Source organism: Maribacter sp. IgM3_T14_3, from assembly GCF_049603095.1.
Lineage (GTDB): Bacteria > Bacteroidota > Bacteroidia > Flavobacteriales > Flavobacteriaceae > Maribacter.
The window spans coordinates 2,684,022-2,706,430 of record NZ_CP187138.1; the positions used below are offsets into that span (position 1 = coordinate 2,684,022).

Consider the following 22,409-nt stretch of genomic DNA (forward strand, 5'->3'; position numbering starts at 1 on the left):
TGATTTTCTAAATAATACATAGCATGAAAAAAACAATCTTACCATTTCTATTTTTGTTCACTTTAATAGGGTGCGAACAAGAAAATAATGAAGCGATAAAAACTTCTACAGATACGACTACTACTGCTAAGATAGTGCAACACCCCCTTGATGCACTCACCGAAGCTGAAATCTTAGAAGTCAAGGAGATTTTAATGACTTCAAAGAAAATTTCAGAAACCACTCGATTTCCTGAAATAACTCTGTTAGAGCCTTCTAAAGAATCAGTTTATGCTTGGGGTCGTGGTAATGATATAACCAGAAAAGCTGCATTGATTATAAGAGATGATAAAAAAACATATGAAGCTATTGTTGATATTTCTAAAGAAGAGGTTCTGCAATGGGAAGAAATTAAAGATGTTCAACCTTCTTTAATGCTCGAAGAATGGATGCAAGCCGGAGAAATATGGAAGACTGACAAACGTGTAACAGACGCTTTAAAAGAGCGTGGTTATAAGATTGAAGATGTTGCTGGAGCACCTTTAACTACAGGTTTTTTTGGCACAGAAACTAGAGATCAAAGACTGTTAAAAGTTTGGTTGTTAGATATAAAGGACATTAAAAGGAATTTATTCGCAAAACCAATTAACGGCATCACTCCCGTAGTTGATATCAACAAAGGTGAAGTCATTGATGTACTTATCGATGATAATGTTGGTCGAAATGATACAACTTATGACTATGATGAAGCATCGGTCAATGCGTATAAATTAAAACCCGTAACCTTAAATTCACCAGAAGGTGATAATTTTTCATTTACGGATGATGGAAAAATTACTTGGGATAAATGGAAATTTCATTTGAGAATGGATAAACGATTTGGGGCGGTAGTTTCTCTTGCAGAATTTGATGGGCAATCTGTAGCCTATCAAATATCCGCCAACGAGATGTTCGTCCCTTATCAAGATGCTTCGGAAGATTGGAAATATCGCTCTTACATGGATATAGGTGAATATGGCTTTGGCTTGTTGTCTTCCGCATTACAGGAAGGAACGGATGTGCCAGATAATGCCACATTACTGAATGCTGTTATCCCTATGGATGATGGTACACCCTTGCTGTATGAAAAGATTATAGGCATTTTTGAACGGAACACGGGTAGACCATTATGGAGGCATGCTGAATTTTTAAATGAGACTCATGAAAGTAGGGCGGAAATAGAATTAGTTGTGCGTACCATTCCTGTTGTAGGAAACTATGATTATGTGGTGGACTATGTTTTTAGCTCAAAGGGAATATTAAACATTGAGGTTGGTGCAACCGGTATGGATGCTGTTAAGGCAGCCAAAGCGAAAACAATGAGTGACCCGACTGCGATGTCCGAAACAAGAGTGGGTAATCTTGTAGCACCGAATCTAATCGGAGTGTACCATGACCATTTTTTATCCTTCAGAATTGATTTGGATGTTGATGGCATTCAAAATTCTTTTGCTACCGATGAAATTGTTCCTGTAAAATACCCTAATAACACTCGAAAAAGTGGTTGGGAAGTTGTAGAGCATCCAGAATTAAAAGAAGGAGCCATTACAGAAAACAAAGAAGGTCATGATGGTTTCTGGAAAGTGGTAAATAAAAATTCGAAAAACAGTCTGGGTCAACATAAAAGCTATCAGATTTTAGGGCATAGCTATCTTTCGGTTCTAGACGATGAAGACTATCCGCAGAAAAGGGCAGCTTGGTCTAAACAGCAATTATGGGTAACTCCCTATGATAAATCTGAACTATATCCGTCCGGTAAATACCCTAATCAAAGTGATGGTTCTGATGGTATTTTAAAGTGGATAGCCCAAGATAGGTCTATTGATAATACCGATATTGTTTGTTGGTACACCATGGGCTTTCATCATATTACCTTGCCTGAAGATTGGCCGGTCTTGCCTACTTTTTGGCACTCGGTAACGCTAAGGCCCGCTAAGAGTTTTGACCGTAATCCCGCCATAGAAATTGGAAAGTAAGTTTAAGTATATAATCTTTGTTAGTTTGGCTTTTGTTTGTACGAGTTGCTCTTTTTTTTCAACTCGTTCAGACAAGAGTATTGCCTTATTGGATGAACCAGAACTACCTATTTTGTCGCCAAAGGTGGCAGGGGTGTATTTGCCTATTGACTCCTTTCAATTTACCAATCAGTATGCTGATACTATTTCACAAGAAGATGTGAAAGGTAAAGTATACGTCGCTGAATTCTTTTTTTCGAGCTGCCCATCTATTTGTCCGGTAGTTTCCAAACAATTAAAACGTGTTTTCAAAACCTATGAGATTGAATCGAATTTTATGATTCTTTCGCATACCATAGACCCCGAACATGACACAATTTTAAAACTAAAGGATTACTATGAGAATACATTAGAAATTGAAAGTGTCTCAAACTGGCACTTGCTAACCGGAAACCGAGATGCAATTTATAACCTAGCGAATTTTAGCTATGGCGCGGTTGTTTATAATGACGACAATAAGCTTAAGAACAACATAATGCATAGTGGCGCATTATTACTGGTAGACCGTGAAGGTTTCGTGCGAGGTATGTATGATGGAAAGGATAAAGAATCGGTTGACAGATTGATAGCCGATATTCGAAAGTTACTTTAATTCGCTATGGGTAAATAAATAGAAATATTTAAAAATATAAAGCTTGTAATTTTGTTTTCATATTGGACTGTTATCTGGCTGCAACCTAATAACGGTCCAAAAAACAATCAATAGAGAAAACTAATAATTTTCATCCACTCCACTAAATACAATATCCAATAGGGTTTTTTCTAGTTCGTCAAGACTAACATTACTAGTGTCCGCATAAATTTCCGAGTTATAAATCCAACGAAGAGAAGAAAGAATAGCGTTCAGGGTAATTTCTATATTAGCGGTTTTGAGCTCACCTGCTTTCATACCTCCTAAAATTACCTCTTTTAGTTTTTTCCGATAATCCAATCGAATCTTTACAAATTTAGACAGCGATGGTTCCTCTAAATGCTTCCAGTCATGTGTAATTAGCGCCGTAATATGCTGATTTTCTGTAGCGACTCTAATATGCATTTTAATAATTTCCTTGAGTTTAAAACGATAAGAATCTTCTGTACTTGTAACCTCTTGAATACCCTTATAAAACTTGTTCGCAATAGATAGCAATAAGATGCTAAGTATTTCTTGTTTCGATTTAATATGATTGTACAGACTTGGTGCTTTAACACCCAATTTTCTGGCTATGTCGTTCATGGAAGTGGCACTATAGCCCATCTCATTAAAAAGAACAGCAGCTTCTTCTACAATGATTTGTTTCTTACTTTTTCTATTCAAAATGGTTTCCGCGTTAAGGGTGCAAATTTACAGAAAATATTAAGCTAATACCTAATATAAAAATGCTGCAATACACTTTTTTCTATACCTTGACCAAGTAAATACTTTATAATTATTCCCAATTAATAAGCTAGGGTATTCTGCTATCATACTGGTAACATCTAAATAATAAATTTTATCGGTAGAAAAGCTAATGGTCCAGTTATATGAACTTTTTTCGGGACTACATTTGTCCTGATATCTTTTAAGCAGACCTATATTTACCAAACTTAACTTTACTATTATCTAGACTTTGGTAAACTTGACGCACCCTTTTAACGGATTGAAAATAAGAGTTTACCCTCAGCACATTCCCTTCCATTTCGCAGAAAAAGCTCAATTATAGGAAAAGAGCTTCACTACAATAAGTCTTGAACACAATCCTCAATTTTGACTTTTCATTTCGTTTCTTCTTTCCGCTGCGCTGGAAAGAAACACTACACTCCCAAGTAAAAATTCAGTTTTACGTTCGTTAACCACTGTGCAAGCTTTCTACTTTCTTGCTCAAAGGTTTAAAATTTAGCTTGAGACGGACTGCATAACCATTCGCATGCTCATTTTTATAAGCCCTTACGCAATCGAAATTTTAGATACAGTTACAGAAAAGGTAACAGCGAAGGCTCTATGGGAAGTAATTGGAATAGCTCAAAACCAACCTATATATTAGCTAGTAATAAAGATCTTTCTGCCAGATAAATACAATCTACCATCAAAAGAAAGAAAAGGAAAACGCTCTGGATATAATAAGTAGTTGGATAAATGCCATTTTGGCAACTAATTGACACCAAAGAGAACTATTAAATATGGCTTCGATTTTGTGGTAGTTCAATAAGAACGGGGTTAAATAAATATCATCGTTTTCTTTTGAACACTAAGGATTCATTAAAAAACAGGTATATGTCATGCTAAAAAAAGCGGTCGGATTATATTTTTTAATTCGCTTTTTAGTTTCAGGTAAAAAGTTCGAAATCCCAAAATGAAATGAAGGGATGGAGTAGCAAGAGGGTAACACGCTGGCGCGATGTTTCGTTTTGTTATTTTTCTCCATTAGCAATGAGAATAGGGGTTTCGGGAGTATTATCTCTTATGGGGATTTTAGCATTTGAGCCCGATTTTCAGAAAAAACGCTTACAGCCCAATAAAAAAGCATAAAATTTCAGAAAAAATGGATGAAGAATTAAAAAAAGAGCGATTTGAGAAGCTAGGAATAAAGACTTCGGTAGCGCTACGGTTTCGAAAATTCTGCAAGAAAATGTCAAAATCACAATCCATGACTTTGATGCTCATGTTGGACTTTTTTGAGGAGAATGGAATTTCTCCTGCAGAATCTATGGGATCGCGAATGGAAACCTTAGAAACAAGAATGGCAACGCTCATCAAAAAATGGATGAACGGAATGATCGCCATACTAAAGGATATCGAAAAATCTCAGACCAAGCCTACAGCTGCAATGTTGTATTCGCTTTTCGAACAAGCAGAACCAACAAAGAAGCCATTGCTTATAGAGAAAAAGTATAGCACGGAAAAAACGCAAGTGCGTTATCGGGAAAGAAATAGTTATAACGAAATGCCCGAGAACTGATGGAGAAAGTAAATTACATCATTCACCTAAATGCGGTCTTTGAAAAATTCAACGAGGACGATAGGGTCAAACAAGGGCACATTACCTTTTACCTGGCGTTCTTCCAGAAATGGAACAGGGAGTACTTTAAAAAGACCTTGACCATAAATAGGACAGCCATAATGGAAAGGGCAAAATTCAAATCAAAAACGACCTACCACAATTATCTGAAGGATTTGAACGACTGGGGATATCTAGTTTACTTTCCCTCCTTTCATCCGGCAAGGGGCTCAAGAATAAGGCTTCCCATTTTCGGGATAAGTAGTGGTACAACCTCTGGGACACTTTCACGTCAAAATTTGGCCAGCAGCGTACCGGAACCTGGCCAAAATCTGGTACCTTCTTATAAACATAAAACAAAAGAAAACTTAAATAAACAGGCCAAGCCAAAAAATGAATTATCTGTTTTAATTTTTTTTAAAGAAAATAATTGGTCTGAAATGGAGGGTAGAAAATTCTACGCCTATTATCATGCGAAAAAATGGAAATTACAAAGGGGTCTAGACAACAACAACTGGAAAGCGCAAGCCAAAAATTTCATTGAAAAGGGCAACGAACTCAAACAGAACCCGACCACGCCAATTTCTGGCTATCTGAAAAATCTTCAGAGTAGGGTAGAAAGAAATTTTGAAGACCCACTTTAGTTCATAGCTATGATTTTACAATTACAGATATTATTTACGGCATTTTACTGCGATTTGCTGGTTGAAAAATATAAAGTTATGTTAAAGGTTGCAAATTCGGTTGCACTCCAAATTCAATCTTTCGAAAGGCTTATAAATAGGCTGATGAACAAAAATAGCGACACTCCCGCCTCGAGTACTTGAAAAACCTAATAATCTTATAAATAGATTGTTAGGTTTTTTGTTTCCGTGTATCCTGTCTTTTTTCAAACATCTTCTTATTTAAACGAATTACGTACTTCCATCTTTATTGCATTGAGCCCATTGGAACAAATATTGATTTTACCAAGAATCCAACTTCTCAACCTTATGGTTAAGAGCGATCATTTTCTCATAATTACGTTCGGCTTTTTAGAAATGCAGGTTTTACTTTATAGTACGAATCTAAGGTGTCAGGTAAAATTCATGAAGATTATTTTGGAATTTTCGGCGCAATAAATACATGAATGTTATTTGTTGAAACAACATGAAAATTGGCGTTTAAACCTTAATTATAGCTCTTACAACTAAAACGAGTTGCAATAAAAAATGATAAAACTATATTCGCAAATATTTCTTTTATCAAGAGATTAGTTCAAGATAATAGATAGCAATTCCCAACTATAATTAGAAATTTACCGATGACCACAAAAATGATTGACTTTCTAAGAAAGTACGAAATATGGATTTTTTTAGCTCTCGCACCTTTACTTAATTTTGTAATCACTTACTTGAAAAGTAAAGGACTAATAGATTTCTTTCCTTATACCAATGGTCGCTTTTATGCACTGATGTTCTTATTGCTTTTTATTGTAAAAATCACAAAAGGAACAGAGGGAATAAAGAATTTGTTTAGACCTATGCTAATTTGGAAAGTGCACCCAAAATGGTATCTATTTGGACTACTATTCGCATTTACAATTGGTTTACTAACCTTATCAATTGTAGCTCTCTATAATGAAGATATGTCTATTCTTGATTTTGAGATCTATATACCTACCTTAAAATTTACTTTGTTTCTTTTGTCTTGGGCTTTTCTCGGTGAAGTAGTATGGATCGGATATGCATTTCGTGAACTTTCAAAAATTACTAAACCGTTTTACGCAACTCAGGTAATCGGCTTTGTTTGGTCTTTATGGTGGCTACCTTCCGTTCTTATTAATGTCGGAGTAATAGAAGATTTACCAGTATGGCCATTATTTTTAAATATGATGGGCGCTGCTGGTATGTGTGCTATTGTATACTCAAAAACCAAAAGTGGAATATGTGTATTGGTAATACAATCGATGTTAAATATGTCTCTTGTTTTGTTGCCGATTTCACCAGATGCGGGTGACAATACCTATACTACATTTGCGGTTCTTTATTTTGTGATCATGTTGATTTTCATGTATTTTATGCCGCCAAAAATAAATGAGGCAAGTAAAGAACTAAAAAGTGTGTACTAATTAGAATAGGTTTCTAACTATTCTACAGCGTTATAAGCACTTGCTTTTTTAGTCATTTTCACTGTAGCTTTTTTTAGTTTCGTTAGCCTTTAATTGCTTCATAATACTATTGGCTAAAAATTTCGCCAAGTTAACAGGAACGGCGTTGCCAATCATTTTGTAGCCTGCCGCTACTTTTTTGTAGTGGAAGGTGAAATCATTGGGGAATGTCTGTATTCTAGCACATTCTCGCACGCTTAGTCTTCTGTAAAGATTCTCCTTTCTTGGTACGAATACTCGAACATCTTTTTCAATAAGCTTCATTTTTGGTGCTTGCGGATGTATCGGCGCATGTCTACCACCTGCTTGTATGGTAAAAGATTGTTCGTCCCAATTGCGAACTCTATTTCTTGACATGTACATGGTCGAAAAGCCACCGATCATATATTCATGGTTAGCTATTTCGCACTTTTTACCATTAGTATTATTGAATTCTAGCGCAGGTATTGCCGTATCTTTTAAATCTGAAATAGCTGTTTCAAGTGTTATTTTAGGGAAGGTCTCTGTCGGGAATTCATATTTGAAATTCAGATCTTTTCTAATACCTATAAAGAACACGCGTTTTCGGTCTTGGGGTACATTATAGTCAGACGCATTCAGCATTTTAAATGAAAGGTCATACCCTATACCGGCATTTTTTAAAAGATTCTTAATGCCATCAAGTGCCTCGCTATGCTTGCCAATAAGCATTCCGCTTACGTTTTCGGCTAAGAAGAATTTGGGTTGTTTGGCTTCCAATATTCTAATAAAATCATAGAATAGCTGTCCTCTTTTATCTTGAATACCTCTAGCTGCACCGGCTGCACTCCAGCTTTGACATGGCGGTCCACCAATGATTCCGTCGCAATCGGGTACATCATCCGCAGGTACATCTACAATACTTCTATTGTCGAATGTGGTATTGGGGTGATTCTTTTTATACGTCTCCCAAATATCCTTATCATATTCGTTTGCCCATATCACATTGAATCCGGCTTGTTCAAAACCAAGATCAAGTCCGCCTGCTCCAGCAAAAAAGGATACTACATTCATTTTCTTATGCTATTCTTTAATTTAGTAGATGCTCTAAAAGGGTTTTTAGAAAACATCACATTAAGACAAAAATACATTTTAGAATTTCAAATTGCTTTTATAGCATAGTAAACTTATGAATCGATTTTCTAATGATGTAAGTCCGCTTCTACTTATTTCACCTGTATGGTTTCCTTCTTTTTAATAATTTCCTGTACATTTTTTTCGAATGCATTTACTGTATTTAGATCTTTAATGACAAGGTGCATAACTACTTCGCAATGAATTCCCTCATAACTTACATCGGGCATATTTTTAAATTTAGAAATGTTGACATTATCTAAAAAGATGAACTGTGTGGGTGTAAAATTATAAGAACAATAAATGAGCATGTCGTCTATAATAATAAATTTGGAATGCAGATGTTCATTGACAAAATACGATGTGTTTTTAGTAAGCATGAGCTCAATATAAAATTTTTGAAAATTGCCGATGTTCGCCGGTCTTCTAAATTTTACCGTTTCATATTTTTTCTTATCCTCAGTGCTTGGTGCAAATGTTTGTGACAAACAAGTAACAGATACACCCTTGTTGGCCATATCTAGCACAGCACCTAAAATACCACGTCTTGTTTCGTTTTTTTGAATTGTAGAATGATGTTTAGCATTGAATGTATAGTCGAAAGCGGCCAAATGTTGTGCGCAAATGATAATTCTAGTTCTAGCAGCTAAAATATATTCAGAGAGGGTAGTTTCTAATTGGTTAGCAGAATTATGATAAAACGGAGCAGTAATTTGTGTTTGATTCGAGCTGCTGAATTCTATTTTCTTATAGGTATTGCAAGTAGTATTCAATGCTCCTTTAAATGCTTTAATCGGTATGGCGTTGCGTATAAGGTCGATGAAAAATGCTTTGGCATTTGCTTCGTAATGTGGTTCGTTTTCAATACAGACCATAGATTCATATTTTACCAAATCTCTAACAGCCAAATTAGAAGAGCTTAAAACTAAAATATAACCATTCTTCTTTTTTAGATAGGCAGATTTTATGTGTAACGAATAGGGTAGCGACCCTCTAGAGAACTTATTTACAAAGGCACTGCGTACATAAAGATGGGAGAAGAAATACAAATTGAAATTTGGATATTTCTCTGTTCTGTACATCTCACCTAAGATTTCTCTTGCTAAAGCATATTTAGTGAATTTTTTAGTGCTTTGTTCTTTGGTATAAAGATGTTTTAGGTATTGTGGTTTTGAACCGTCATACCCTTCTAAGGGTATGGTAATGACATTTACAATAATACCGGTCTGCGATATTTCTTTAAGGTAATTATGTAAATGCTTATTGTTATATAGATACCAAGAAATGTTGATTTCTTCAATGTCATTTTTTTGCTCTTCTATCGTTTCTATAAATTTTTCAAGCAATAATGGAGAGCCGCCTTGCTCATAAAAATCAAATCGATTCTTATAATTATCAGGTTCATCAAAGAAAGTTTTAAATGGCATTTATGCTGATAATAATTAGGCTACCTAAATAGAGTTAGTTTTTTGACTGTGCTTAAAGATAGGCATCTGTTTGTTTTATGCGGCATACTTAAGAATAATTGAAATGGTTGAAATTATATTGTGAAATGGTTTTTACAGTATAAAAAGTGATTAATAAATTTTTAATAAAATAAAATGGGTGCATCAATTTTAATACTACTTTCGGCCTTTATTTTTCATAGGTTAATGCATTGATTGTTAGTGGTAAAAAAGGCTATACATCAAACTTATATATGGATCAATACATTATTTATTTAGGTTTTATTGTAGCAGCATATGCTGTGATCGCTAATGATGTAATACAAACATTAGGTACGTTCATTTCCTCTAACGCAAATGTTAAATGGTGGCTTTTATGGGGCTTTGCCGGCTCTATTTTGACCGTTACCTTGGTTTATGGCTGGTATATAAACGGTGGCGACGTTTCTTATGGCAGGTTGTCGAATATTCCGCTACCTAATCCAATGCCCTGGTGGTATTTATTGGCGCCGATCTCTTTAGTGGTAATTACCCGTTTTGGTATACCTGCAAGTACTACGTTTATGATTTTAAGTGTTTTTTCGTCGAGCCAATTGATAGAAAAAATGATACTTAAATCTGTATTCGGTTATTCACTGGCTTTCGTTGCCGCATTTGTGTTGTATTTGATTTTGACGAAAAAATTTGAATCTCCGGCTTCTATTCGATTAATGGATAAGAAAAAGCAGCGTCCTTATTGGCTAGTGGCACAATGGTTTTCAACAGGCTTTCTTTGGTCGCAGTGGTTAATACAAGATTTTGCCAATATTTTTGTATTTCTTCCAAGGTAATTGTCATTATATGAACTTGCATTTTCATTAGCGCTTATTCTGCTTATAATGGCGTATATATTTAATTCGAAAGGTGGTAAGATTCAGGGGATTGTGAATCAAAAATCGAATACTCAGCATATACGTTCGGCAACAATAATCGATGCTTGTTATGGTCTTTTGCTATTCTTTTTTACGACAGTAAATACCATACCAATGAGTACTACATGGGCATTTATAGGAATTTTGGCAGGTAGGGAGATTGCTATAAGCTACCGCCTAAAGAAAGGAGAATTAAAAAAAACCTATAAAATGTTGGTGAATGATTTTGCCAAAGTAAACATGGGTCTTTTTGTAAGTATTTTAATTGCTTACTTAATTCAGTTTATGAAAGGGTAACTTATTTTACACTGATCAATACCGCCTCGCAACTTTGTAAGTCGGAGTTCAAAACAATATTTTCAGATTTTTTACCATCAGATATTTCTACCGAAACCGTATTTGGTGGCGAATCGCCCAAATTATGGGCATAAAGGAATAGATCGTTAGATTTTTTAGGGTCAAGTTTTATTTTGAATTCCTTTTTCCAATAGGTCAAATAGTACTTTTTAACTACTTGTACACCGTTCAGATAGATAGATACAATATCGCCATCTTGTCTGCCATGGTCCCAAATTTTTACAATAAGATTCTCAGATTCGAATTCGAACTCTTTGGTATATGAAATTTTTCTGCCATCAAAGCTATCTCTTACTTCGGGCTTACTTTCTACTTGAACAACTTCAGTCTGTTTCGGTGTAGCTTGTTTTTTGGTTTTGCTTTTAGATTTCTTTTTAGCAACAACGGTGTTCATATTTGCCAGCTGCTGTTTTTTCTTTCTTTCGTCGGATGCTGCATTCGTAATAGAGAAGAACGGGGTTACCTTTTTGGCAATATTGAATTTGTCATCGGGGAATAGTTCTATGGCAACGACTTGATATCTATTGCCAGAGCCAATGTTTTTCGCCAATTCGATTCCGTCTTCAAAACCATCATTCTTAAAAGAACCAAGCTCTTGTACTACCATTTCATTACGTACCAGAAAAAAACGGATAGACTTGCTAGTATCAATTTTGACTGTATTCCACTCCAAAGTAATTTTATCCGGAATATTCCAGGCAGTATTTTCATTTGGGGAAACGATATTTATGGTAGCGATATCTTGCGCAAAACTAATAGTAGATACTAGTAATAGGGCAGATAATAATATGAAATGTATTTGACGCATATGTAATGTATTATCTCAAAGATAGTATGAAACCTGTATTGGTTTGACACCTTTAAAATCTACGAGATATATGTTAGTAAACGAAAATTTGTGCCAGTTTAATATAATAGTAGGTCTTTTTTAAAGTAGTGATGTTTAATCAGTCTCTTTTTGTAAGCTGTTTTTGCAAATTTTAAGTTTCTACAGCTTTTATTTTTTAATGTTAAAAAATGGAAATAATCCTAATAATTGGAAATAATCCATAATTTAGCTATTCTGATTTTTTAGAGGGATAGTTATGAGCAAGACCATACTTCATATAGATTTAGATACATTTTATGTATCCGTAGAGCGACTCAATAACCGGGAGCTGCATAATAAGCCTTTACTGGTGGGTGGTACGGGAGACCGCGGTGTAGTAGCGGCCTGTAGTTATGAAACTCGCGGATTCGGAGTGCATTCGGGTATGCCCATGAAAATGGCACGCGAACTTTGTCCCGATGCTGTTGTAATTCGGGGTAATGCCGGTGATTACAGTAAACACTCAGATGTGGTGACGGAAATCATAAAAGAGTACGTACCCGTATTCGAAAAATCAAGCATCGATGAGTTCTATGCAGACCTCACTGGTATGGATCGCTTTTTCGGCTGTTACCAGTATGCTTCTGAAATGCGAAAGAAGATTATTAAAGAAACGGGACTCCCCATTTCCTTCGGATTATCAGCCAATAAAATAGTCTCTAAAATAGCGACGAACGAGGCGAAACCAAATAATCAATTGAAGATAGATGAGGGACTGGAGAAACCTTTTTTAGCTCCGCTATCCATAAAAAAAATACCGATGGTGGGCGATAAAACCTATCAGACCCTACGGAATTTGGGTTTGCGACAAGTACGTACGGTTCAAGAAATGCCGATGGAGGTAATGCAACGGGTGTTGGGTGCTAATGGCGGAGTCATATGGAAACGTGCCAATGGTATTGATAATACACCTGTGATTCCGTTTTGCGAGCGAAAATCAATTTCTACAGAACGGACTTTTGATAAAGACACGATTGATGTAAACCGACTACGTGGTATTCTAATCGCCATGACCGAAAACCTGGCATATCAATTACGACGTGGAGATAAGCTAACCGCCTGTATTTCAGTAAAAATTCGATATTCAGATTTTAATACCTATTCAAAGCAAATGCGGATCCCCTATACCAGCGCAGACCATATTTTAATACCTAAAATTTTGGATCTGTTCAAGAACTTATATAACCGTAGGTTATTAGTAAGGTTGATTGGTATACGTTTCAGTCATTTAGTATCGGGTAATTACCAAATCAATTTATTCGATGATACCGAAGAAATACTAAGCCTTTACAATGCCTTAGATAACATTCGAAAACGCTACGGAGATAAAAGTGTCTTACGAGCATCGGGCATGGGGGCAAAAACAATCGGTAGAATGCATAACCCTTTCAACGGACTGCCGCCGGTAGTGCTTGCGCATCGGAAGATGTAGATGTTGGTTGATGGTTGTTGGTTGCTCGTTTCTCGTTGTTCGTTGTTGGGGTTTGTCTGGTCGAGCGCAGTCGAGGTCTATCGTTTGTTGAGAATGAAAAATGCTTAGGGTAATGCGCTGCACGCCGAGCGCCACACGCTAAGCGCAAAAAAAATCGCAAAGACGAAATGCGTTCACTGAGCGTAGCCGAAGTGAAATCTTGAGTGAGAAAATGGAAGTTAGAAAAGAGAATATAGAAAATAGAAAAGAGAGAAACGCATTGCGCCGCACGCCGCACGCCGAGCGCCACACGCGAAGCGCAAAAAAATAGCGTATAGCGCTTAGCGTCAAGCGAACAGCGCAAAAAAACTCGCAAAGGCCATACCCGTTCACTGAGCGTAGCCGAAGTGAAATCTCGAGTGAAAAAGTAGAAGTTAGAAAAGAAAATATAAAAAATAGAGAAGAGAAAAACGCATTGCGCCGCACGCCACACGCGAAGCGCAAAAAAAATAGCGTATAGCGTATAGCGTTAAGCGTACTGCGCAAAAAACGAACAACCGACAACCAACAACCATCAACTAAAAAGAGGAGGCACGACGAAGTGATTTGTTGAATCGGGTTGACAATGATTATCCTTAGTGCCCATTTTCGGCAGATTGCTTCGGTGAAAAAACCTCGCAAAGACGGTTAAATGTTGTCCGGTCGAGCGCAGTCGAGACCTATTGTTTATTGAGGAGAGAAAAGAAGTTAGAGTATAGAAAATAGAGAAGAGAAAAACGCATTGCGCCGCACGCGAAGCGCAAAAAAAAAGCGTACTGCGCAAAGCGTCAAGCGAACAGCGTCTAGCGCTCAGCGCAAAAAACGAACAACCAACAACGAACAACCATCAACCAAAATGTACCTAAACAACCACACATACTACAGCCTTCGCTACGGAACTTTCTCCGAGATTGAGCTTTTGCAATTAGCAAAATCCCATGGGGTGACGCAATTGGTATTGACAGATATTAATAATACATCGGCCTGTTTGAACTTTGTTCGTAAAGCACCCGAATATGATGTGCGACCCATTTTGGGTATCGATTTTAGAAACGGAGTGGAGCCTTGCTTTGTAGGTGTAGCAAAAAATAATGAGGGATTTCTAGAACTCAATAACTTTTTATCGCATCACATACATCAAGACAAGAAGATTCCCGATATCGCTCCAGATTTCAAAGATGTGTTTGTTATTTATCCCTTTGAGAAAGTTTTACAAAGTGAAAAAAAAGTCTTTGCAGCACATGAATTTATTGGGGTTTCTGTTAATGAGCTAAAACGACTCCGGTTTTCGAAATTATTAGAGCAGCGCGATAAAATCGTATTGCTGCAGCCGGTCACGTTTAGAAACAAGCGCGACTTTAATGCCCACCGATTGTTGCGTGCTATTGATAACAACACTTTACTGAGTATGTTGTCGGTTAACGAGCAAGCGCGCGATGATGAACAGATGTATGCGATACCTAACTTGGCGGCGCATTTTTCTGAACATAGTTTTATACTAGAAAATACCCAGCAGTTGATGGATGCTTGTTCCATTCATTTTGATTTTTCGGTAGGGCGAGAACCTCAGAATTTGAGCAAGTACTTAGGTAGTAAAGTAGAAGATGAGGTTTTTCTAGAACAGTTATGTCAAGAGGGATTGCCCAAGCGATACCCAGAAATTGATCAGCCTGTTTTAGACCGTTTAGAGAAAGAGCTCTACCTCATTAAAAAAATGGGATTCGTATCTTATTTTCTTATCAATTGGGATATTGTCACCTATGCCCGAAAGCAGAATTTCTTTTACGTAGGTCGGGGTAGTGGTGCTAATAGTATTGTGGCATACCTGCTTTTTATTACCGACGTGGATCCGATGGAGCTCGACCTGTATTTTGAACGGTTTATTAATCTGTATCGTGTTAATCCGCCCGATTTTGATATTGATTTCTCACATCGCGACAGACCGGTTATGACGGAGTATATTTTTAATCGTTTCGAAAATGTGGCACTGTTGGGTACCTATGTTACTTTTCAATCAAGGGGAGTAATTCGGGAGCTAGGTAAAGTATTCGGTCTGCCGAAAGATGAAATAGATTTACTGTGCGATGGTAATATTCAGGCAAGCAGGTTAGATACTATATCGACTTTGGTATTGAAATACACACAGCTGCTTCATGGTATGCCCAATTACTTAAGTATACATGCAGGCGGAATTTTAATTACCGAGAAACCTATTCACTGGTTTTCGGCAACGAATATGCCTCCAAAAGGATTCCCCACCACGCAGTTCGATATGATTATCGCCGAAGATGTCGGTATTTTTAAATTCGATATTCTTGCCCAACGCGGACTATCGAAAATAAAAGAGACACTTGATATTTTAGAGCGCGACCGCCCCGAGGAATTTGCCAAGTTTGATATTCATGATATCAAGGCATTTAAGAGAGACCCTAAAATCAATAATTTGGTCAAAACAGCGCAGTGTATGGGTTGTTTTTATGTGGAATCTCCCGCCATGCGGATGTTATTAAAGAAGCTTGAAGTCGATACCTATTTGGGTTTGGTAGCCGCAAGTTCTATTATTCGCCCGGGAGTATCTAAAAGCGGAATGATGCGCGAGTATATTCTTCGCCATCGTAACAAGGGCAGGGCAGAGGAGCTGGCGCATCCGGTGATGTTAGAAATTATGCCAGAGACGTACGGGGTAATGGTCTACCAAGAAGATGTTATAAAAGTAGCCCACCATTTTGCTGATCTAGATTTAGGGGAAGCAGATGTATTACGACGCGGAATGAGTGGTAAGTTTCGTTCGCGAGAGGAGTTTCAGAAGGTGCAAGACAAGTTTATGGACAACTGCCGTAAAAAAGGCTATGCCGAGAAACTCATTCAAGAAATTTGGGATCAAGTAGCGAGTTTCGCGGGCTATGCTTTTGCAAAAGGGCATTCGGCATCGTATGCGGTAGAAAGTTACCAGAGTTTGTTTTTGCGTGCCTATTATCCGTTAGAATATATGGTGGCGGTGCTTAATAATGGCGGCGGATTTTATAAGCCCGAGTTCTACGTGCACGAAGCTCGCATGCTGGGTGCAACAATACATCCGCCTTGTGTTAATAGAAGCAATGCAGGTAATTGTATTTATGGTAAGGATTTGTATTTAGGATTAGGCTATTTGCGGGAATTAGAACAACGGGTGATGGAGCGTATTTTAAAAGAACGCTTCGTAAAAGGTAATTTTATGTCGTTGGAAGATTTTTTGGACAGACTGATGATCTCCATAGAACAAGTCAGTATTTTAATACGTATTGATGCCTTCCGGTTTACGGATACCAATAAACACGAACTCCTTTGGAAAGCACATTTATTCTTGAACAAGACCAAGAAAATAGACCACCCAAAACTGTTCGCCCCAAAACAGCAGCATTTTGAGATTCCGTCTTTGTACAGTACTAATCTAGAAGTTGCTTTTACGCAATTAGAGTTGTTAGGGTTTAGTTTATGTAGTCCGTTTGAACTATTGGAGGAGGTGCCATTAAATACTTCTGGAAGTAAAGATTTCGAAAAGTATCTGAATAAAAATATCGATATCTACGGATATCTGATTACTATAAAGCGAGCAAAAACCCACACTGGTAAAGCAATGTTTTTTGCTACGCTGTTAGATCAACAAGGGCAAGTTTTCGATACGGTATTATTCCCTCCAGTAGCCGCAAAATATATGTTTAGAGGAAGAGGAATATATCGATTCTACGGCAAAGTAGTCAGTGAATTCGGTTTCTTGAGCATAGAAGTTATTAAATTAATAAAACAAGACTTCATTCAAGATCCCAGGTATGCCGATATGAAAACGAGTGCTAAGGTTTTTGACCAAAAGAAGACTGGAGAAGAGAAAATAGAAGTTAGAAAATAGAGGAAGCGCTACTCGCTATTCGCAATGCGCCACACGCTCAGCGCAGATTAAGCGTATAGCGTGAGGCGTTCAGCGCTTGGCGTAATTACTATCAACCGACAACCGACAACCAACAACCAACAACCATCCTCAAAAAGCCTCTAATACATAACCGAATATCCAGTATAGTATAAGGAATACAAAAACGGTTCCAATACAACCACATTTACCTCCGCCAATTTTCTTTGCGCCGTACCACGCACCAATAATTTGAATTAGTTTTTTCATGATGGCAATTTACGAGATTACTTGGTTGCTATTGATTTAAAAATTAGCTTGAAAAGTAGTTTAATTAATTTGAAGACTTTTGCCGAAGGTGGAGTTTATTGTTACTCTTATTTTATAGCTTATTATATTTTTTAAACCACTCAATAAAAATCCCAACCCCGGTTTTAATATCTATAGAACTTTTATATCCCAACTCTTGTAAATGTTTAGTGTCTGCCCAAGTTCTAGGTACATCTCCTGCTTGCATTGGCAAATAATCTTTTTCGGCTATAATTCCTAAACTGTTCTCAATAGCTTTGATGAAGTCTAATAAATTTTGGGGCTTTCCATTACCAATATTTAAAATGTGGTAAAATAGATTATCCTCATTTACTTTGGGTTTATGATTGATCAAAATTTCAATGCCATTGATAATATCATCTATGTAAGTGAAATCGCGACTCATATCTCCATTGTTGAAAATTTTAATTGCTTTTCCTTTTGTGATTGCATCTGCAAAAAGTATTGGAGCCATATCTGGTCGACCCCATGGTCCATAAACAGTGAAAAAACGTAAGCCTGTTGTGGGTAAATTATATAGATGGCTATAGGTATGGGCCATTAGCTCATTACTTTTCTTAGTAGCGGCATATAAAGAAACAGGTTTGTCAACGCTGTCATCTTCTGAAAAAGGAACTTTTGAATTTGTGCCATAAACAGAAGAGCTAGAAGCATACAAAAAGTGCTCAATCTTATAATTTCTGCAACATTCTAAAAGATTTACAAAACCTACTAAATTAGATTGTACATACGCATGGGGATTTTCGATAGAGTAGCGAACACCTGCCTGAGCAGCTAAATGAACTATGTAATTAAATTTTTCTCGTTCAAAAAGATGTTCCAGTTTTGTTAAATCTGTAATATCCATTTTAGTAAAACGATAATTACCATACTTCTGGCTTAATGTCAATTGTCCATTTTCAGAAATGAGATGGCGTTTAATTCCAGAATCTTCTAGTCTGGCATATTTTAAATTAATATCGTAGTAATCATTTATGTTATCTAGACCAATTACCTCATGTCCAGTTTTAATTAGTTTTTCAACCAAATGATAACCAATAAATCCTGCAGCTCCGGTTACTAAAATTTTCATATGAATTCTCCTTTATAAAATTTTTATTTGAAATCTAAAATTGGGTTATAAAGATACTGTATTCAAAAAAGAAGGTATGTTTTATAGCTTATAATAGGATAACCAGTACTTTATTAAAGTTTAAAGTCAAATAATTGCAAAGCTTACAGAATCTTGTTTTAACAATAAAATTGATTTGTTTTAAAAAATATAAGTTTATCATTCTAATTGGCACCATTTTTTTTTATTTCTTGAACAAGAGTTCTTTTTTATAAAGCATACACTTTTAATAAAATGATAGTATCAATAATGCATATAAAATGGCATGGTTTTAGTAAAGCAATAGGTAGCAATATATAGGGTTTAACATCGTTATTATATCATGTGCTTGACAAGAACCAAGTATCTATTAACATAATTGTAAAGTAACTAACCAGTCCCCTCTTATATGTCAGAAAGCAATGTAACTCTTACTAATTCACCAAAGTGGTTTGTTTTGGTCGTTAAGACAAAGCGAGAGTTGCAGGTTGCTGAAATTTTAGAGCGACATGGTTTTGAAATTTACTGCCCTCTTAAGAAAGAAATTAGGCAATGGAGCGATCGAAAAAAGGTTTTAGAAGTTCCCATATTTCAAAATTATTTGTTCGTAAGACTTAAAGAATCAGATAGAGATACGGTTTTTATAACTTCCCATATAAAAAATTACCTGTACTGGTTAGGGAAAGCTGCAATAGTACGTGATGTTGAAATAGCCATTATCAAAGAATGGATAACTAATGACAACATTTGCAATATCAAATCTTCGCATCTACAAAAAGGAAAAGTGATCACTATTGAAAAAGGTGCTTTCAAAGATAAAGAGGCTACCATACATGAAGTTCGTAAAAATGAACTCAAACTTGTTTTAAATGGTTTGGGTATTGTTTTGTTGGCTAAAATTAGAGATGTAGCATAAGCTATTTAAGTTCACTATTGTCGTAAACTGTAATCTTGGCTTAGACCATATTTTTTTTTGACAAGTTATTTAGTAAGCATTTTTTTTAACAGTCTTGACGATTGACATTTTGTTTATGTAGTTAGTCTTAATTACCTCACTTAACTTTTTTATTCCTTTCAAATTACTTTTATTTGCACTACCATAACTATTAATTTGCTTTAATCGAGGTGTTTGTAAGATTTTTCATCTAAACATGTACAAAGGCTATTGCAAATACATTAAACACTAATCTAATTTAATTTTCGCGCTATCTTAAAGTGCGAAATTTTTCATGTGGATTTAAAGGCGGAGCCGTTTAATATCTTCAAGTAGAAATTAACCAGAAGTATGGAGTTTGTTTCCTAAATTCATTCTGATTCTTTCAAATTACCCAAGTGATTATAATTTTAATAGCGGGCGTTAAATTCTAGAAATAGTTTTTAATCTTATTTGATATTGAATTAAGTTTACATGTAGTACACTATTACATCATCAAGTAAAATAACTTATTCGTCGAATGTTGTTGGCGCAAATAGTAATTTTATCCAATTTTGCCGAGCAAGCACTAAAAACTCATAGTAATCATATTTATTTGGTTCCCTTTTTTTATAAATGAAATACCGTAATTCCGACTTTATAATTCCGATTTCTATATTCTTACATTTATGTATCATAAATGGGGTATTATTCATTTTAACTCCAGAGACATATTTGAATGTATTTAATATTGCGTACTATAATATTAGCTGGCTGTTTATTGCATTTATTTTAAACTATTATACTACTGAACGAAAAGAGCAATTTTTTACTAGGTTCCATAAAATCATTCAAATTCTTTTTGTCTACTTCCTTTCCTACTTTGCATTGTTTGCAATAAGAGATGAAAGTATACCGTCTATTAGATATCAATATTTAGTTTATACAATTTTAGCCATTTGTCTTATTTGGTACAGAGTATTGTTCTTTTGGGTACGAGGTAAGTTTAGGGTAATAGGTCGAAATAGCGTTAAGGTAGTTGTGCTAGGTAGAGATAGAAATTTAAAGAAAATCAGGAAAGTTTTCGATAACCCTACATTTGGTTATCATTACATGGGTTATTTTTCAGACAGAGAATCAAAGAGTCCAACATATTTAGGTCAAATTAATGACTCATTTGGCTATATTTTAAATTATGATGTAGATATCATTTATTGTGTAGCTTCTAATTTTAGCGAAGAAGAATTAAAGAACTTCGTAGATTTTGCAGACAATAATCTCATTCGATTTAAAGTAATTTTAAATGATATGGATGTATTTAATCGTGCCATGTCGGTTGAAACATATAATACAACTCCAGTTCTAAATTTACGAAATGTGCCATTAGATACCGAGTATGCGCGCATTATAAAACGTGCTTTTGATATTGTTTTTTCTGGGTTGGTTATTCTTCTAATACTTTCATGGTTAACACCAATTTTATATGTTTTAATAAAACTAGATTCTCCAGGAGACTTTTATTTTAAACAATTAAGACATGGTTATAAAAGACAAACTTTTTGGTGTTATAAATATCGTTCAATGACGGTCAATAAAGATTCTGATTCCCAAATGGCGAAAAAGGGCGATATGCGGGTTACAAAAATTGGTAAGTTTATACGTAAAACGAGTATTGATGAACTTCCACAATTCATCAATGTTTTTAAAGGCGATATGAGTATTGTCGGTCCAAGACCCCATATGGTAGTACATACTACTGATTACGAAAAGTCAATTGATAAATATTTAGTACGTCATTTTGTGAAACCGGGTATTACTGGTTTGGCTCAAATAAAGGGTTATAGAGGTGAAATTATTAAACCATCAGATATTAAAAACCGTACGCGTTTAGATATTTTTTATGTAGAAAGATGGTCTATGGAATTAGATATGCATATATTATTTTATACGGTTTACAATATAATTAAAGGCGAGGACAAGGCTTATTAGTATTTTTGTAAAGCTGTTTAAATTGAATGCTCTCAATTGATATATTGATTAAAAGAATATGTTATGAAAAATATAAAAAGTAATAATTTGGACTTTAGAAAATTATCGCTAAGACACATAGTCGGTTTTCTATGTGTGGTGCTATTTGCATCTTGTGGTAATATGAAAAAATCTACCTATTTCTACGAAGCACCAGATTCTATTTATAATTCTTCACAGTTTGAAAATTTAGAAGATACATTGAATGAGAATGATCTTTTAAGTATATCGGTGAGTAGTGTAAACAAAGAAGCCGCAGATATGTTCAATACCTCGAACCAGGTTGGTGCAAGTACAGCTACAGTTAGTGGTGTTTTAGGTCAAGCCTCTGGTTATTTGGTCGATAAAACGGGTAATATTCGGTTTCCTATTTTAGGAGAGATAAAAGTGGAAGGCAAAACTAAACAAGAGGTTCGTGATCATATTACCACAATGTTAACGGAGCAAAAATTGTTGCTAAATCCTGTTGTAGATGTTCGTTTACTGAATTTTAGAGTATCTGTACTTGGTGAAGTTTTAAGACCTAATGTGTTTACGGTACCAAGCGAAAAAATTTCAGTTTTAGAGGCTTTAGGGTTAGCGGGTGATATCACTATTTACGGTAATAAAGAAAGAGTTTCACTGATTCGTGAAGTAGATGGTAATAAAATATTACATCATTTAGATTTAACCTCTAGTGAAATATTAAGTTCGCAGTATTTTTACTTAAAATCCAACGATGTCATTTATGTAGAGCCAAGACCATCTAAGGTTGCCGAAGCTAGCGTATTAAGACCATGGATACCTGTTGCCCTAAGCATAGTTTCTTTAGGGATAATTACAATTGTCAATTTTAGATAGTATTAGATTACGGCAAGTTTTAAAATGTGCTCTGGCAGCTTTAAAATAAGATATTCATATAAA

The 22,409-nt window shown here is 35.6% G+C and carries 18 protein-coding genes; 12 read left to right on the plus strand and 6 right to left on the minus strand.

Going from position 1 to position 22,409, the window contains the following annotated elements; all coding sequences use genetic code 11:
* The first annotated feature begins 23 nt into the window (after window positions 1–23).
* Entirely contained in the window at window positions 24–1,994 is a 1,971-nt protein-coding gene (locus ACPF9A_RS12065) for a tyramine oxidase (protein ID WP_158975401.1), read from the plus strand.
* A gap of 88 nt (window positions 1,995–2,082) precedes the next feature.
* A complete protein-coding gene (locus ACPF9A_RS12070; RefSeq protein ID WP_423997208.1) occupies window positions 2,083–2,625 on the plus strand; it encodes an SCO family protein in 543 nt (180 codons plus the stop codon).
* Window positions 2,626–2,745: 120 nt separating this feature from the next.
* Here ACPF9A_RS12070 and ACPF9A_RS12075 read toward each other — a convergent pair whose 3' ends face one another.
* Window positions 2,746–3,330: a TetR/AcrR family transcriptional regulator gene (locus tag ACPF9A_RS12075; protein WP_423997210.1), complete on the minus strand. Its 585-nt coding sequence runs from the start codon at window positions 3,328–3,330 to the stop codon at window positions 2,746–2,748.
* A 1,204-nt stretch (window positions 3,331–4,534) separates the two neighbouring features.
* Between ACPF9A_RS12075 and ACPF9A_RS12080 the strand changes: the two genes are divergently transcribed.
* From ACPF9A_RS12080 to ACPF9A_RS12090, 3 genes are all read left to right on the plus strand, one after another.
* Window positions 4,535–4,951, plus strand: a complete 417-nt coding sequence (locus ACPF9A_RS12080; protein WP_423997212.1) for a BfmA/BtgA family mobilization protein — start codon at window positions 4,535–4,537, stop codon at window positions 4,949–4,951.
* Window positions 4,951–5,634 (plus strand): hypothetical protein, encoded by a 684-nt coding sequence (locus ACPF9A_RS12085; RefSeq protein WP_423997214.1) that lies wholly within the window; start codon window positions 4,951–4,953, stop codon window positions 5,632–5,634. The genes ACPF9A_RS12080 and ACPF9A_RS12085 overlap by 1 nt, the downstream gene beginning before the upstream one ends.
* Before the next feature lie 659 nt (window positions 5,635–6,293).
* Window positions 6,294–7,100: a type II CAAX prenyl endopeptidase Rce1 family protein gene (locus ACPF9A_RS12090; protein ID WP_423997216.1), complete on the plus strand. Its 807-nt coding sequence runs from the start codon at window positions 6,294–6,296 to the stop codon at window positions 7,098–7,100.
* A 48-nt stretch (window positions 7,101–7,148) separates the two neighbouring features.
* Here ACPF9A_RS12090 and ACPF9A_RS12095 read toward each other — a convergent pair whose 3' ends face one another.
* Both ACPF9A_RS12095 and ACPF9A_RS12100 read right to left on the minus strand, forming a co-directional pair.
* Window positions 7,149–8,171, minus strand: coding sequence for a DNA cytosine methyltransferase (locus tag ACPF9A_RS12095; protein WP_423997218.1), 1,023 nt, complete (start codon window positions 8,169–8,171; stop codon window positions 7,149–7,151).
* A 152-nt stretch (window positions 8,172–8,323) separates the two neighbouring features.
* On the minus strand, window positions 8,324–9,658 hold the full coding sequence (locus ACPF9A_RS12100) for a hypothetical protein (protein ID WP_423997220.1): 1,335 nt from the start codon (window positions 9,656–9,658) through the stop codon (window positions 8,324–8,326).
* Window positions 9,659–9,930: 272 nt separating this feature from the next.
* Here ACPF9A_RS12100 and ACPF9A_RS12105 point away from each other — a divergent pair, with 272 nt between their 5' ends.
* On the plus strand, window positions 9,931–10,506 hold the full coding sequence (locus tag ACPF9A_RS12105) for a hypothetical protein (protein WP_423997222.1): 576 nt from the start codon (window positions 9,931–9,933) through the stop codon (window positions 10,504–10,506).
* Between the two features lie 48 nt (window positions 10,507–10,554).
* Window positions 10,555–10,884, plus strand: coding sequence for a hypothetical protein (locus ACPF9A_RS12110; RefSeq protein WP_423997224.1), 330 nt, complete (start codon window positions 10,555–10,557; stop codon window positions 10,882–10,884).
* Between the two features lies 1 nt (window position 10,885).
* Here the strand turns inward: ACPF9A_RS12110 and ACPF9A_RS12115 are convergent, their stop codons facing one another.
* Window positions 10,886–11,752 (minus strand): hypothetical protein, encoded by an 867-nt coding sequence (locus ACPF9A_RS12115; protein WP_423997226.1) that lies wholly within the window; start codon window positions 11,750–11,752, stop codon window positions 10,886–10,888.
* Between the two features lie 277 nt (window positions 11,753–12,029).
* On the opposite strand from ACPF9A_RS12115, the gene dinB reads away from it, so the two are divergent.
* Together dinB and ACPF9A_RS12125 are read left to right on the plus strand one after the other, a co-directional pair.
* Entirely contained in the window at window positions 12,030–13,244 is a 1,215-nt protein-coding gene (dinB, locus tag ACPF9A_RS12120; RefSeq protein ID WP_423997228.1) for a DNA polymerase IV, read from the plus strand.
* Window positions 13,245–14,118: 874 nt separating this feature from the next.
* Window positions 14,119–17,148, plus strand: a complete 3,030-nt coding sequence (locus ACPF9A_RS12125) for a DNA polymerase III subunit alpha (RefSeq protein ID WP_423997230.1) — start codon at window positions 14,119–14,121, stop codon at window positions 17,146–17,148.
* 129 nt (window positions 17,149–17,277) lie between these two features.
* Here the strand turns inward: ACPF9A_RS12125 and ACPF9A_RS12130 are convergent, their stop codons facing one another.
* Together ACPF9A_RS12130 and ACPF9A_RS12135 are read right to left on the minus strand one after the other, a co-directional pair.
* Window positions 17,278–17,415, minus strand: coding sequence for a hypothetical protein (locus tag ACPF9A_RS12130; protein ID WP_027065147.1), 138 nt, complete (start codon window positions 17,413–17,415; stop codon window positions 17,278–17,280).
* Between the two features lie 112 nt (window positions 17,416–17,527).
* Entirely contained in the window at window positions 17,528–18,547 is a 1,020-nt protein-coding gene (locus tag ACPF9A_RS12135) for an NAD-dependent epimerase/dehydratase family protein (RefSeq protein WP_423997233.1), read from the minus strand.
* A 427-nt stretch (window positions 18,548–18,974) separates the two neighbouring features.
* Here ACPF9A_RS12135 and ACPF9A_RS12140 point away from each other — a divergent pair, with 427 nt between their 5' ends.
* From ACPF9A_RS12140 to ACPF9A_RS12150, 3 genes are all read left to right on the plus strand, one after another.
* A complete protein-coding gene (locus tag ACPF9A_RS12140; RefSeq protein ID WP_423997235.1) occupies window positions 18,975–19,481 on the plus strand; it encodes a UpxY family transcription antiterminator in 507 nt (168 codons plus the stop codon).
* A gap of 633 nt (window positions 19,482–20,114) precedes the next feature.
* Complete coding sequence (locus tag ACPF9A_RS12145; protein ID WP_423997237.1) at window positions 20,115–21,467, plus strand: exopolysaccharide biosynthesis polyprenyl glycosylphosphotransferase; 1,353 nt, start codon at window positions 20,115–20,117, stop codon at window positions 21,465–21,467.
* A gap of 63 nt (window positions 21,468–21,530) precedes the next feature.
* The gene (locus ACPF9A_RS12150) at window positions 21,531–22,346 is read left to right on the plus strand and encodes a polysaccharide biosynthesis/export family protein (RefSeq protein ID WP_423997239.1); all 816 of its coding nucleotides are present in this window, start codon (window positions 21,531–21,533) and stop codon (window positions 22,344–22,346) included.
* Window positions 22,347–22,409: the final 63 nt, after the last annotated feature.